This window comes from Pseudomonas sp. A1230 (genome assembly GCF_044218825.1).
In the GTDB taxonomy this organism is placed as follows: Bacteria; Pseudomonadota; Gammaproteobacteria; order Pseudomonadales; family Pseudomonadaceae; genus Aquipseudomonas; species Aquipseudomonas iridis.
In genome coordinates this window covers 3,087,687-3,100,868 of the sequence record NZ_CP162582.1, presented here as the reverse complement: position 1 = coordinate 3,100,868, position 13,182 = coordinate 3,087,687, and the positions used below count along the sequence as shown (strand labels likewise).

The window sequence follows — 13,182 nt, the reverse complement described above, 5'->3', positions numbered from 1 at the left end:
CAAATGCAGGCATGGGCTGATCCAGCCGGTGCCTGCAAAGTTTCATTCGCTCAATGGCTTAGCAGGGTAACCAGCTGGTCGAATCGGCTGTTGGCCACCCAACCCAGCAGGCCCATCACTACGGCGGTTGCACCCGCCGAGTAGGCCAGACGATGTTTGATCGTTCTGACGTCACTGCGGACTTCGTCCATGTCCCGTCGAATATATTTGAGGTGGGTTTCCAGTTCGGTCACACGAGGTTCCATATCAACTTCTCCAGTGGTCTTCTTGAAATCGGACGAGTGATTCGCGCGACATTCGGCGAGGGGTGCAATCGGATTCACTGGCATTCTGGCTTCACGACCTGGCATGGAGATATCCATCTGCTGCTTCAAACCCCTGCCTGCAATATTTGCCCTCTTTACAATTGCTAAAACCCTTGGAGTAACCTCTCATTACATGCACGTCCTTGTGTAGTCGGATTGATGATTGATACCGCTCGCACACGGTGAACCAACTGTCCTACCGGGTCAATTGAGCCGATTCCTCATGTTTTGTAAGAAAAAATACCGCTGTGTAGGACGCCTCAGCCAGACGAAAGATTTGTTTGCCATTCTCAGGGCTTTTTTGCGCGCCACGGTGGTCAAGATGTTTCAACCGATTCAATTCAGGGAGTGACGCTATGAGTGAACGCCGGGCACTGTTGATTCTGCATGGCAAGCAGGCACTCAACGAGGCGGTTCGCACCGCGGTCGAGGACAAACGCGAGCAAGGCTGGGAATTGGCGGTGCGCCTGACCTGGGAGGCGGGGGATGCCCAGCGCTGGGTCGAGCAAGCATTGGCGGACGGGTACACGAAAATTATCGCCGGCGGCGGAGACGGTACGTTGCGCGACATCGCCGAGGCCCTTGCGGCCCACCCGGGGAAAGCCAGTCTTGTCCTTTTGCCTTTGGGTACCGCTAACGATTTTTCCCGCGCAGCGGGGATTCCGCTGGAGCCGGCCGAGGCGCTTGAACTCCTCGATGTACCGCCGCGTGACATTGATCTGGGTGAAGTGGGCGGGCAAATTTTCCTCAACATGGCTACGGGCGGTTTTGGCAGTCAGGTCACGGCCAATACTTCAGAGGATCTGAAAAAGGTACTCGGCGGGGCAGCCTATCTGTTCACTGGTTTGACCCGGTTCAGCGAACTGCACGCCGCTTATGGCGAGCTGCAGGGGCCGGATTTCCACTGGAGTGGCGAGCTGCTGGCGTTGGGCATCGGCAATGGTCGCCAGGCTGGCGGCGGGCATGTTTTATGCCCGCAGGCGCTGGCTGACGACGGGTTGCTGGATATCAGTATCCTGCCAGCGCCACAGGAATTGGTGGGGACATTGAAAAACCTGCTCAGCGATGGATTCGGCATCGACAGTATGTTTGTCCGAACTCGCTTGCCTTGGGTTGAAATCAAGGTAGCCGAGGGGCTTTACATCAATCTTGACGGTGAACCTCTGGAGGGCGACAGCATGCGCTTCGAGGCGCGCCCGGCGGCGTTGCAGATACACCTGCCGAAGGACTCGCCGCTATTGAGCGAAAATCTGGCGCTCAATCGTCCAGACTGATGATCTGTTCGCGTACCGCGAAAAGCACCAGGCCCGCCACATCGTAGATTTGCAGGCGCTTCATGATCTGCGAGCGGTGGGTCTCGACAGTTTTGATGCTCAAGCCCAGGCCATTGGCAATTTCCCGGGTGGATTTCCCACGCACGATCAGCCGCAGGATTTCCAGTTGTCGAGCCGTGAGGTTGTGCGATTCGGCGATTTCCGGCTGCTTCTGATTGCGAGTCAGTGCCTGATTGATCACGGTGTGGGCGATGGCCGGACTCAGGTAACGCTCGTTATTGCGCAAGGCTTCCAGAGCGTGTTCGAGCTCGGTGGCCGTGGTGTCTTTAAGAAGATAGCCGTGAGCGCCGGACTCCAATGCCTGCATGATCAATGCAGGATCGGTGTGCATCGACAAAATCAGCACTTTGCTCTGGGGCCGCACACGTTTGAGTCGTTGCAGGGCTTCCAGGCCGCCGGTTTGCTTCATGGAAATATCCAACAGCACGATGTCGGGGCTGAGCTGCTCGACCATTTCGAGCAGTTGCGAGCCATCATTGGCTTCGCCAATAACCGCGTAACCTGGAATATCCAGCACCAGAGCGCGAACGCCGGCCCTGATCAGCGAGTGGTCATCCACCAGAAGTAAGTTGCAAGTCAACGCATAACCTTATTCGTACTGGCCCGCTCGAGTGCCCGCGGCGCCCAGGGGAGAAGTGCTTCGATTTGAGTGCCCTTGCCAGGCTCGCTGGTAACGCTCAGGGTGCCACCCAATTGCTCGATCCGTTCGGCCATCCCGGCCATGCCCCGCTGTCCTTCACGACCTGGATTGGCGGCTGGGGCGAACCCCAGACCGTCATCACTGATCAGCAGCGTCAAGCCTTTCGGCAGGCGCTGCACGCGTATCAGCAGGTTTTTCGCCTGTGCATGACGCAAAATATTGGTGACGGCTTCCTGGGTGATGCGGAAAGCGGCGACCGCCATTTCTTCCGGAATACCATTGAGGCGCTGCTGGCAATCGAGACTCCAGTGCACGCTGGTATTGGTCATTGTCTTGAGTAGATGCGCTCGCAGGCTGGCCTCAAGACCGAGGCTGGTCAACTGGCGGGGATTGAGAATGGCCGATACATCGCGCACTTTGTTCAGCGTCTCTTCGAGGGTTTCGCAAAGTGTGGTGCAGTGTTCCTGCAAATCTTCCGGCATGCGTCGTTTGAGCCATTCGCCTTGCAGCTTGGCGGCGGTCAGCAATTGGCCGATATCATCGTGCAATTCTCGGCTGAGCCGGTGACGCTCGTTTTCCTGGACTTCCAGCAGACGGTCAGCAAGTTCCTGTGGCTGGAATTTTATCGATTTGCGTGACAGCCGATATTGCACCCAGACACAGGCGGTGGCGGCAATATTCAGTAACAGAACGCCCAGGTAAAGTTGCGCGGAAAACCCGTAGGTCAGCAGGCTGCCAAGGGCTGCAGCGACGCACAGAATGAGTGTGAACCGACGCGCATTTTCCCGGGAGGGAGGCCATGTAGTGATTGACTTGAGGCTGGCGTACATAACGGATGGAGCCAATGGATGTTCGCTGCGGGTAGACCGGCCGGTGGCTGGCGGGTCTCTGTCTGTAAAGGGTGCCAATAATGCTAAGGATTTCAACGTGGTTCAGTGAATGTACAGGATCACCAACTTCGGGTGGATGCCTTTCTATGGAGTCACTGTGCCATTAACTTGGAAGCAATTAGTGGGCGGCATAATACCACTTAAGATACCGTTGGTCGCGTTTGCTATATATGTCCAATGGGTCAGGAAATACGGCATGTTGGACGCGAGTTCCATAATGGAAATATCGATATATTGAGTTGGATTAGTATCTGCATTGCCAGAAGTTGGAACTCTTCAGACACAGGCAAACCCCTAGCCCGGCAGGAGATACACGCTGTTGTCCGGTGTGAATATTTATTTGATTTGTCGCTGGCAGATACGATTTATGCAATTACGACAATGAGGGTGTGGCCCGGCAACCTCGACGATCACCGTCATGCCGAATCAGGCCTGTCGTTCCGAATAGTTCAGCAATGGCAAGCGGTTGGTTTTCAGTATTGGTTGAAACTGAGTTTGTCCGACGTGAGCGGCAAACGCTTCGAGCAGTGAGGTCTGTTCGGTTTTATCGAGGCTCAGTTGCCCGGTTTTATGATCGACCAGTTCAAGCTGCCAGGCCATCAGTGTGAAGCATTCCTTAAGCGCATCCAGGGCCTGTTCGTGCAGATCCACGTGATCCTGTGCCAGATCGAGCAGGCCGTAGATGTGCAGGGAAAACTCGGAAATCGCCTCAAGCGCCAGAGCTTCAGCCCTGCTTGCGAGTTTGAGAAGGGTGCTGAGCATGCAGTCGATAGCGTCCTTGTCGTTGCTGATCATCTGCAGATGGCTGAGGCATTCTTCGGACTTGGCCAGGAGCGTTTCAGCCTCGACAAGAAATTCCGGGAAGCGTTGCGCCCACTCTTTACGGTCGATCGGCATGCTTATCTCCACAACATCATGGCTACTGAGGGGATGCCGTGTGTGACGACGATCGTGGATCGTCGGGAGATCGCGCCCAGACGTGCAGGAGCACAGACTGAGACGTTCCAGAGGGGTTGTTTCCGCTGAACTGCGATCGCACACAATAGCCTGACTCCGTTCATGCAATGAGAATGGCGTCACATTAATGGCTATTGGATATTGCGAATATCAGGTTGGGCCTGATTGTTACTAGGGGAATCCCTTAGGCGCGGGAACCTACAGTGCAAACCGTGGTCGCGCCGCAAAGACATTAGCAGATGAAAAACTCAGCGCCAGTAAAGCATGATGTTAATGTGACATCAATGCCCCGATATGGCATTTTGAAAGCGATTTCCATGGGGATCAAGATTCGGCATTCGTAGCCGATAACCCCTCTTAGTGAATTCATCAGAACAAGCCCAGGAGTCATTGATGGCCGGCATTCTCGACACGGTAGACCAACGCACGCAACTGGTGGGTGAGAATCGCCTGGAAATTCTCATGTTTCGACTGGCCGGGCGCCAGTTGTTTGCGATCAACGTGTTCAAGGTTCAGGAAGTGCTGCAACTGCCGAAGCTGACCCTGATGCCTCAGCGTCACCCGTTTGTCTGCGGTGTGGTCAACCTGCGCGGGCAGACGTTGCCGGTGATCGATCTTTCGCAAGCGATCGGTATGCGTCCATTGGTGCCGAGCCCGACGAGCACCATCATCGTCACCGAATACAACCGCTCGGTGCAGGCCTTCCTCGTTGGTGGTGTAGATCGCATCGTCAACATGAACTGGGAAGCCATTCTGCCGCCACCGGCCAGCGCCGGCCGTCAGCACTACCTGACGGCGATCAGCAAGGTCGACGATCAACTGGTGGAAATCATCGACGTCGAGAAAGTGCTCGCCGAGATCGTCCCTTACAACGCCAAGGTCTCGCGTGAAAAACTCGATGATCCGGTCCTGGAGCGCGCCCGTGGCCGCGAAGTGCTGCTGGTGGACGACTCCAATGTGGCGCTCTCGCAGTTGCGTGACACCCTTGGACAGCTCGGCGTGAAAATGCACATTGCCAGCGACGGTTTGAAGGCGCTGAACATGCTCAAAGCCTGGGCCGACACCGGCGTGAACATGACCGACAAACTGCTGATGGTGTTCACCGACGCGGAAATGCCGGAAATGGACGGCTATCGCCTGACTACCGAAATACGCAATGACCCACGCTTGCGCGGCCTGTACGTGGTGCTGCACACCTCCCTGTCCGGCAGTTTCAACGAATCCATGGTGAAGAAGGTCGGCTGCGATAACTTCCTTTCCAAGTTCCAGCCGGACAAACTGGTCGATGTGGTGCGCCAACGCCTGATGCTTGATGAAGTACCGGCCTGATCACAACACCGTTTGAAACTGTAGGAGTTAGCCTGCTCGCGATGCCGATAGTCCGGCCAATAGTTTGTCGGATGTGAGTCCGTCATCGCGAGCAGGCTCGCTCCCACAGTTTGCTCTTTGATTCCATGAGCAGCTCGTATAGGGTGGCTTTTTTTGCCTACCAGGGAGCTGGCCATGCTGCGTCTGAGCGCGCTTTATCGTTATCCGTTGAAATCCGGCAAGGGCGAGGTTCTGCAAGGAATCGACCTGGACAAGCTGGGGCTTGATGGCGATCGACGCTGGATGCTGGTGGACGAAGCCAGCGGCCGTTTCCTGACTCAGCGCGCCGAAGCGAAAATGAGCCAGCTGTCAGCGCTGTGGAATGCCCACGGCGGCCTGACCCTGAGTGCGCCAGAACGTGCTTCGATCGAAATCGACTTGCCCGGTAACGACGCCGAACTTCGCGGCGTGACCATTTGGCGAGACACCTTGCGGGTGCCGGATGCAGGTGATGAGGCGGCGCGATGGGTCAGTGATTTCATTGGTAAGCCGACCCGTCTGGTGCAAATGCCTCTGGATCGTGCACGTATGACTCAGGCCGGTTTTGGCAAGGATGACGATCAGGTCGCGTTAGCCGACGGTTTTCCGTTGTTGCTGATCGGTGAGGCATCGCTGCAGCATTTGTCGCAGGAGGTCGGACGACCGCTGGAAATGCTGCGTTTTCGGCCGAATCTGGTGATAGAAGGCAGTCAGGCCTATGCCGAGGATGGCTGGAAGCGGATTCGCGTTGGCGACGTCGAGTTCCGCGTGGTCAAGCCGTGCTCACGCTGCATCCTCACCACCATCGACCCGCAAACCGGTGAGCGCAGTGCTGACCGCGAACCGCTGGCGACGTTGCAAAAGACCCGCGCGCAGGCTGACGGTGCGATGTTCGGGCAGAACCTGGTGAATGACAGCAACGGTCGTCTTGAGGTCGGAATGCCGGTCGAGATTCTCGAGTAACCCGTCACTGAAACAAAAAATGCCCGTGTCCTTGGACACGGGCATTTTCATTGGCGCTTCGAAACCAGCGGTTTAGCCGCGGTATTCGCACAGGTAAGCCGTGTCGACGGCGACTTTCAGCTGGAACTTGCTGTTGGCCGGTACGTTGAACTGGCTGCCGGCGGCGAAGGTTTCCCAGTCGGTGCTGTCTGGCAGTTTGACCGTCAGTGCGCCGGACACCACGTGCATGATTTCACGCTGGGCAGTGCCGAATTCGTATTCGCCCGGGGCCATGACGCCGATGGTCGCCGGACCTTCAGCGGTGCCAAAGGCGATCGACTTGACGGTGCCGTCGAAGTACTCGTTGACTTTAAACATGGGCGATTCCTCGAAAAGGGCTAAAAAGTGGGGCGGCCAGTATGCACAAGGCTTTCAACGCCGTCACCTGCCCGGCGCCAGTCCGGCAAGTCGAGAGTTGACCCTAGAGTGGCAATACCAAAGGCAACAGCCGCGCCGTATTGCGCGCGTCTTCCAGCGCTCGATGTTGCTGGCCGCTGAACTGCATGCCAGCGAGTGCAAGCGCACCGTTGAGCCCCAGCGGCCGCTCCAGACGCCGGGCTTTGGCAAAGCGTTGCTTGAGGTTCATGTGCGGCACTTTGCTCAACCCACTGTCGATTTGCAGGCGCTGCCATTCCTGCAACAACTGCTTGCGGTCGTAATCGCCCCAACTGGCCCAGCCTTCAAGGCGTGACTGATGCTGAGCAAGCCAGCGTTCGAACGCCGGCCAAACTTCGTTCAAGGTCTGTGCCGCGTCGATATTGGCCTGGGTGATGTGCGTGAGCTGGCGACAGAAGGGCGTCAACAAGGGGCGCCGTGTCGGTTTGACGAAGCGCTGAAAGTGATCTTGCTCGCGCCCGGCACGATCGACCAGCGTGGCGCCGATCTCGATGATTTCCATTTCCGTGACCGGCCAGCCGCCCTCGTCGGTGGTAGCTTCCAAATCAATGACCAGCCAGTGTGGCATCGCAGGGTTCCTGATTTCCGCGTTCTGATAATTCAGAGCGTAGTCAAACCCCGCGGATGCGCTCGGGCGACTACTCGACCTGCAACAGAACCTGACGATTTTTTACCTGATCGCCGACCTTGACCTGCACCCGCTTGAGCACGCCGTCGATGCCGGCCGTGAGCGGATGCTCCATTTTCATTGCCTCCAGCACCGCCAGCAATTGACCCTTGCTGACCGCACTGCCTTCGCTGACGAGTACGTCGACAATGGCACCGTCCATCGGCGCCTTCAAGGTGCCGGAACTGACGCTGGTCTGACTGCCGATCACCGCGTGAGTTCGATCCTCCAGGTGCAGACTGCCGGGATGGGTGAACAGCCAGAGTTGCCCGGCATCGAGGCGATAGGCGTGGCGTTGGCGCAAGCCATCGATTTCAAGTGTCACCGAGCATGTGCTGTGATCGATGAGTTTCAGTTCGAGGGCGCGTTCAGCGACGTGCACCTCAATCACATCCCCCGCGCACCTGAGCAGTTGCGCGGTCCAGTCCTGTTCATCAAGACCCAGCCGATAATGCAGCGGCACGCTGGCGTTGTTGCGCCAGCCGCTCAATGGCGCGCGGTGTTGTTGCGCCGATGCCAGATAAAACAGCACGGCTGCGATGGCCAGTTCTTCGGCACTCGGCGTGTGTGTATGCAGGCTTTGGTGATCGCTGAAATGCTGGGGAATGAATCCGGTGCTGAATTCACCGCTGATGAATTGTGGATGTTGCAACAGACTTTCGAGCAAGCGCTGATTGCTTTGCACGCCCAGCAACACCGTGTCCTGCACCGCGCGCAGCAGTTTGCGCCGGGCCTCTTCACGGGTGGCACCGTGAGCGATCAGTTTGCCGAGCATCGGGTCATAGAACGGGCTGACCGTTTGTCCTTCATGCAAACCATGGTCAATCCGCGCGCCGTGTTGCAACGCGGGTTCCCATCCTTGGATGCGCCCGGTTTGCGGCAGAAAATCTTGCGCGGGGTCTTCAGCATAAAGCCGCACTTCCATGGCATGGCCATTGAGCTGGACTTGCGCTTGCGTCAACGGCAGAGGCCGCCCCTCGGCCACTGACAATTGCCAGGCGACCAGATCGAGTCCGGTGATCAACTCGGTCACCGGGTGCTCGACCTGCAGGCGGGTGTTCATCTCAAGGAAGTAGAACTGCCCGCGCGCGTCGAGCAAAAACTCCACGGTGCCGGCGCCGACATAATTCACTGCGCGGCCGGCCTTCAGTGCAGCTTCGCCCATGGCTTGGCGCAACTCGGCGGTCATCACCGGGCAGGGCGCTTCTTCGATGACTTTTTGGTGGCGACGCTGGATCGAACAGTCGCGTTCGCCGAGATAAATCAGGTTGCCGTGGTGATCGCCAAACAGTTGCACTTCGACGTGCCGCGGGTCGATCACCGCTTGTTCGAGAATCAATTCGGCGCTGCCAAATGCATTCAGGGCTTCAGAGCGTGCCGTGCGCAGTTGCGCCGGTAAATGCGCAGCGTCGTGCACCAACCGCATACCGCGGCCGCCACCTCCGGCACTGGCCTTGATCATCAGCGGGTAGCCGATGCGTTCGGCTTCGCTCAGCAAGGTGGCGTCGTCCTGCGCTGCACCTTGATAGCCGGCGATGCACGGCACGCCGGCGTCCAGCATGGCGAGTTTCGACAGGCGTTTGCTGCCCATCAATTCGATGGCGTCGGCACTTGGGCCGATGAAAATCAGGCCGGCCTGTTCGCAGGCGCGGGCGAACCCGGCGTTTTCCGAGAGAAAACCATAGCCAGGGTGGATCGCATCGGCGCCGCTGCGGCGAGCGGCGTCGAGAATGGCCGGTACGTTCAGATAGGACTGCAGCACGGGTGCCGGGCCGATCGGCACGGCTTGATCAGCCATTTGTACGTGCAGCGCATCGGTGTCGGCGTCGCTGAAGACGGCGACGGTGCGGTAGCCCAGGGCCTGTGCGGTGCGCTGGATACGGCAGGCGATTTCACCGCGGTTGGCGATCAGGATTTTGTGGATGGCGGGCATGGGCTGTTCCCTCGAAAGTTGCGGTGTATGTGCTGGCCTCTTCGCGAGCAGGCTCGCTCCCACATTTGGAATGCTTTCAGTTGTGGTAGCGAGCCTGCTCGCGAAGCTTTTAGGTGGCCCAGCCCGGTTTGCGTTTTTGCATGAACGCCATGGTGCCCTCGATGCCTTCAGCACCCGTCACCGCTTCGCTGAACCACTGCGCCGCCTCATCCAGCAACTCAGTCGATGGTTGCCCGGCACTGGCCAGCAGAAGTTGTTTGGTCACGGCATTCGCCTCCGGCGCGCAACACAAGACATGCTGCAACACCTCATCCAGCCGCTCGGCCAGTGCTTGCGCATCCTGCTCGACAAAATGCACGACCCCCAAACGCCGCGCCTGATGACCATCGAAACGCGCGGCGGTCAACGCCAGTCTGCGTGTCTCAGTCAATCCAATGCGTTGCACCACAAATGGCGCGATCTGCGCCGGCAGCAGGCCGAGGCTGGTTTCCGGCAGACCGAATTGGGCCTTGTGATCAGCCATCGCCACGTCGCTGACACAGGCCAGTCCAAACCCGCCGCCCATCACCGCGCCTTGCAGCACGCAGATCAACACTTGCGGCGCGTGCTGGGCTTCCTCCAGCAGCGCGCCGAACGCCCGGTTCAAATCCCGGTAAGCCTCGGCACCCTCGGCGCGGGCATTTGCCATGTCCTTGATGTCGCCGCCGGCGCAGAAATGTCCGCCGCTACCGCTGAGCACCAAGGCCCGAACAGCACGGTCATCGCGAACGGCCGCCAACACCGCGCGCAATTCGCTGACCATTTGCAGGCTCATCGCATTGCGGCTGTCCGGGCGATTGAGGGTGATGTGCAGCACACCGCCATGCAGTTCCAAAAGCAGCGTCTGGCATTCGGGCAGGCCACTCATTTCTTTTTCCCCGGCAGGATGCCCATCAGTTTGCAGATGATCCCCAGCATGATTTCGTCGGCGCCGCCGCCAATCGATACCAGCCGCACATCGCGATAGGCGCGGGCCACCGGGTTGTCCCACATGAAGCCCATGCCGCCCCAGTATTGCAGGCAACCGTCACTGACTTCGCGGCCGAGGCGGCCGGCCTTGAGCTTGGCCATCGATGCCAGTCGGGTAACGTCCTGGCCGCGAACGTATTGCTCGGTAGCCTGATAGACCAGCGCACGCAGGCATTCGATTTCGGTCTGCAATTCGGCGAGGCGGAAATGGATGACCTGATTGTCGATCAGCGCATTGCCGAAGGTTTTGCGTTCCTTGCAATACTCGATGGTGCTGTCGACGCAGTATTCCAGGCCCTTGATCATGTTCGCCGCGCCGAACAGTCGTTCTTCCTGAAACTGCAACATCTGCATCATGAAGCCGGCGCCTTCATGGCCGATGCGGTTGCGTTGCGGCACGCGGACATCGTCGAAAAACACCTGGGCGGTTTCCGAGCTGCGCATGCCGAGCTTGTCCAGATGCGAGCTGAGGCTGATCCCCGGCGTGGTCATCGGCACCATGATCAGCGACTTGTTGATGTGCGGCTTGTCGTCCGAAGTGTTGGCCAGCAGGCAGATGAAGTCAGCGCTCGGCGAGTTGGTGATCCACATCTTGCTGCCGTTGATCACGTAGTCGTCACCGTCCTTGCGCGCCGTGGTTTTCAACCCGGCAACGTCCGAACCGGCACCGACTTCCGACACGCCGATGCAGCCAACCTGCTCGCCGGTGATTGCCGGGCGAAGGAACTCTTCGCGCAATTCATCCGAGCCGAACCGCGCCAGCGCCGGGGTACACATGTCGGTCTGTACACCAATCGACATCGGGATCCCGCCGCAGTGAATGGTGCCGAATTCTTCGGCCGCGACAATCGAGTAACTGTAATCAAGGCCCATGCCGCCGAATTTTTCCGGTTTGGAAATGCCCAGCAGGCCGAGGTCGCCGGCCTTGCGGAAAATCTCGTGGATCGGAAAGCGTCCGGCCTTTTCCCATTCATCGACGTGCGGGTTGATCTCGTGTTCGACAAACTGGCGGACGGTGCGGCGCAGTGCTTCGTGTTCCGGGGTGAAGATCATTTTTATTGTTCTCCGTAAGATCCGTGGCCGTCAGAAGCGGCTGACGCCGAAGCTGTTGGGTTGCAGTGCGCGAATGTCGGCTTCGTGGCAAATATCCAGCAAGTACCCAAGCAGGGTGCGAGTGTCGCGCGGGTCGATCAAACCGTCGTCCCACAGGTTGGCACTGCCATACAGCGCGGTGGACTGGCTGTCGAGTTTCTGCGCGGTGACCTGTTCGAGCATGTCGAGCATTTTCGGGTCCGGCACCAGACCATCCTTGTGCTGTTTGGCTTCGGTGACGATGCGCAACACTTTGCCAGCCTGCGCACCGCCCATTACCGCCGTGCGGCTGTTGGGCCAGGCGAAAATGAACCGTGGATCGAGGCCGCGCCCACACATCGCATAGTTGCCGGCACCGTAGGAGCCGCCGACGACCATTGTCAGTTTAGGTACCCGTGCGTTGGCCACCGCCTGAATCAGTTTCGAACCGTGTTTGATCACCCCTTGCTGCTCGGACTCGGTGCCGACCATAAACCCCGTGGTGTTATGGAAGAACAGCAGCGGCGTCTGGCTCTGATCGCACAGTTGAATGAACTGCGCAGCTTTGCTCGCACCCTTTGGCGTGATCGGGCCGTTGTTGCCGATGAAGCCGCAGGCGCGACCCTGGATTTTCAATTGGCCGCAAATGGTTTGCTGGTCGAACTCGCCCTTGAACTCGAGGAAGTTCGATTCGTCAGCGATGCGCGCAATGATTTCGCGCACGTCGTAAGGTTTTTTCGGATCGTCCGGGATCAAGCCGAGCAGTTCTTCGATGGGGTAAAGAGGCTCTTTGTATTGTGGCTCCGGTAGCCACGGCAGTTGCTCGTTCCATGGCAGCATCCGCAGAATCTCGCGCACTTGTCGCACGCCATCGGCATCGTTCTCGGCCAGATACTCGGCCGTGCCGGCGACCTGCGCGTGCATCTCGGCACCGCCCAGTTCTTCATCGGTCGCCACTTCGCCGGTCGCGGCTTTGAGCAGCGGGGGGCCGGCGAGAAACAGCTTGGCCTTGCCGCGCACCACCACCACGTAATCCGACAAACCCGGTTGATAGGCGCCGCCCGCCGTAGCCGAGCCATGCACCACAGTGATCTGCGGCAAACCCATCGCTGACATCCGTGCCTGATTGGCAAAGCTGCGCGCACCTTCGACGAAAATCTCCGCTGCGTAGTTGAGGTTTGCACCGCCGCTTTCGGCGAGGGTGATGACCGGCAGTTTGTTTTCCTGGGCGATCTGTTGCAGGCGCAGGGATTTTTTCAGGCCACTGGGCGAGATCGTGCCGCCCTTGATTGCGCTGTTATTGGCGACGACCATTGCGCGTATGCCGGACACGTAACCGATGCCCGCGATCAAGCCGCCACCGGCCGCGCTGCCGTCCTTGTCGTCATGCAGTTTGTAACCGGCGAGGCTGGCCAGTTCGAGAAAAGGTGCGCCGGGGTCGAGCAGCAGATTGAGGCGTTCGCGGGGCAGCAGTTGCCCGCGCTTGTCGAATTTCGCCTTGGCTTCAGCGGCCTTGTTCAGCAGGTTCTGTTCGAGTTGTTGCACTTGCTCGATGGCGGTAAGCATCGCCGCGCGGTTGCGGGCGAACGCCTCGCTGTGCGGGTCGAGTCGGGACTGGATCTGCGCCATGGC

The 13,182-nt window shown here is 58.6% G+C and carries 13 protein-coding genes; 3 read left to right on the top strand and 10 right to left on the bottom strand.

Annotated elements, in window-relative coordinates; translation table 11 throughout:
• Positions 1-50: 50 nt before the first annotated feature.
• On the bottom strand, positions 51-350 hold the full coding sequence (locus tag AB4P97_RS14540) for a hypothetical protein (RefSeq protein WP_181818511.1): 300 nt from the start codon (positions 348-350) through the stop codon (positions 51-53).
• Between the two features lie 311 nt (positions 351-661).
• On the opposite strand from AB4P97_RS14540, the gene yegS reads away from it, so the two are divergent.
• Positions 662-1,579 (top strand): lipid kinase YegS, encoded by a 918-nt coding sequence (yegS, locus tag AB4P97_RS14535; protein WP_042560234.1) that lies wholly within the window; start codon positions 662-664, stop codon positions 1,577-1,579.
• On the opposite strand, the gene AB4P97_RS14530 is transcribed toward yegS, so the two are convergent.
• From AB4P97_RS14530 to AB4P97_RS14520, 3 genes are all read right to left on the bottom strand, one after another.
• Positions 1,563-2,219 carry a response regulator transcription factor gene (locus AB4P97_RS14530; RefSeq protein WP_042560233.1) on the bottom strand — a complete coding sequence of 219 codons (657 nt, stop codon included), beginning with the start codon at positions 2,217-2,219 and terminating at the stop codon, positions 1,563-1,565. The genes yegS and AB4P97_RS14530 overlap by 17 nt on opposite strands.
• Entirely contained in the window at positions 2,216-3,109 is an 894-nt protein-coding gene (locus AB4P97_RS14525; RefSeq protein ID WP_042560232.1) for a sensor histidine kinase, read from the bottom strand. The genes AB4P97_RS14530 and AB4P97_RS14525 overlap by 4 nt, the downstream gene beginning before the upstream one ends.
• Positions 3,110-3,595: 486 nt before the next feature.
• Positions 3,596-4,066: a hypothetical protein gene (locus AB4P97_RS14520; RefSeq protein WP_047302316.1), complete on the bottom strand. Its 471-nt coding sequence runs from the start codon at positions 4,064-4,066 to the stop codon at positions 3,596-3,598.
• Positions 4,067-4,519: 453 nt separating this feature from the next.
• On the opposite strand from AB4P97_RS14520, the gene AB4P97_RS14515 reads away from it, so the two are divergent.
• Together AB4P97_RS14515 and AB4P97_RS14510 are read left to right on the top strand one after the other, a co-directional pair.
• A complete protein-coding gene (locus AB4P97_RS14515; RefSeq protein WP_042560229.1) occupies positions 4,520-5,455 on the top strand; it encodes a chemotaxis protein CheV in 936 nt (311 codons plus the stop codon).
• 174 nt (positions 5,456-5,629) lie between these two features.
• Positions 5,630-6,436: an MOSC domain-containing protein gene (locus AB4P97_RS14510; protein WP_395601255.1), complete on the top strand. Its 807-nt coding sequence runs from the start codon at positions 5,630-5,632 to the stop codon at positions 6,434-6,436.
• A gap of 72 nt (positions 6,437-6,508) precedes the next feature.
• Here the strand turns inward: AB4P97_RS14510 and AB4P97_RS14505 are convergent, their stop codons facing one another.
• The 6 genes from AB4P97_RS14505 to atuC all read right to left on the bottom strand — a co-directional run bounded on the left by AB4P97_RS14505 (position 6,509) and on the right by atuC (position 13,179).
• Complete coding sequence (locus AB4P97_RS14505) at positions 6,509-6,793, bottom strand: pyrimidine/purine nucleoside phosphorylase (RefSeq protein ID WP_003183665.1); 285 nt, start codon at positions 6,791-6,793, stop codon at positions 6,509-6,511.
• Positions 6,794-6,896: 103 nt separating this feature from the next.
• On the bottom strand, positions 6,897-7,439 hold the full coding sequence (locus AB4P97_RS14500) for an exonuclease domain-containing protein (protein WP_042560227.1): 543 nt from the start codon (positions 7,437-7,439) through the stop codon (positions 6,897-6,899).
• A gap of 70 nt (positions 7,440-7,509) precedes the next feature.
• Complete coding sequence (locus tag AB4P97_RS14495; RefSeq protein ID WP_395601254.1) at positions 7,510-9,471, bottom strand: acetyl/propionyl/methylcrotonyl-CoA carboxylase subunit alpha; 1,962 nt, start codon at positions 9,469-9,471, stop codon at positions 7,510-7,512.
• Positions 9,472-9,580: 109 nt separating this feature from the next.
• The gene (locus AB4P97_RS14490) at positions 9,581-10,378 is read right to left on the bottom strand and encodes an enoyl-CoA hydratase/isomerase family protein (protein WP_042560225.1); all 798 of its coding nucleotides are present in this window, start codon (positions 10,376-10,378) and stop codon (positions 9,581-9,583) included.
• Positions 10,375-11,532 (bottom strand): citronellyl-CoA dehydrogenase, encoded by a 1,158-nt coding sequence (atuD, locus tag AB4P97_RS14485; protein ID WP_395601253.1) that lies wholly within the window; start codon positions 11,530-11,532, stop codon positions 10,375-10,377. The genes AB4P97_RS14490 and atuD overlap by 4 nt, the downstream gene beginning before the upstream one ends.
• Positions 11,533-11,562: 30 nt before the next feature.
• On the bottom strand, positions 11,563-13,179 hold the full coding sequence (atuC, locus tag AB4P97_RS14480) for a geranyl-CoA carboxylase subunit beta (RefSeq protein WP_339476039.1): 1,617 nt from the start codon (positions 13,177-13,179) through the stop codon (positions 11,563-11,565).
• Between the last annotated feature and the right edge of the window lie 3 nt (positions 13,180-13,182).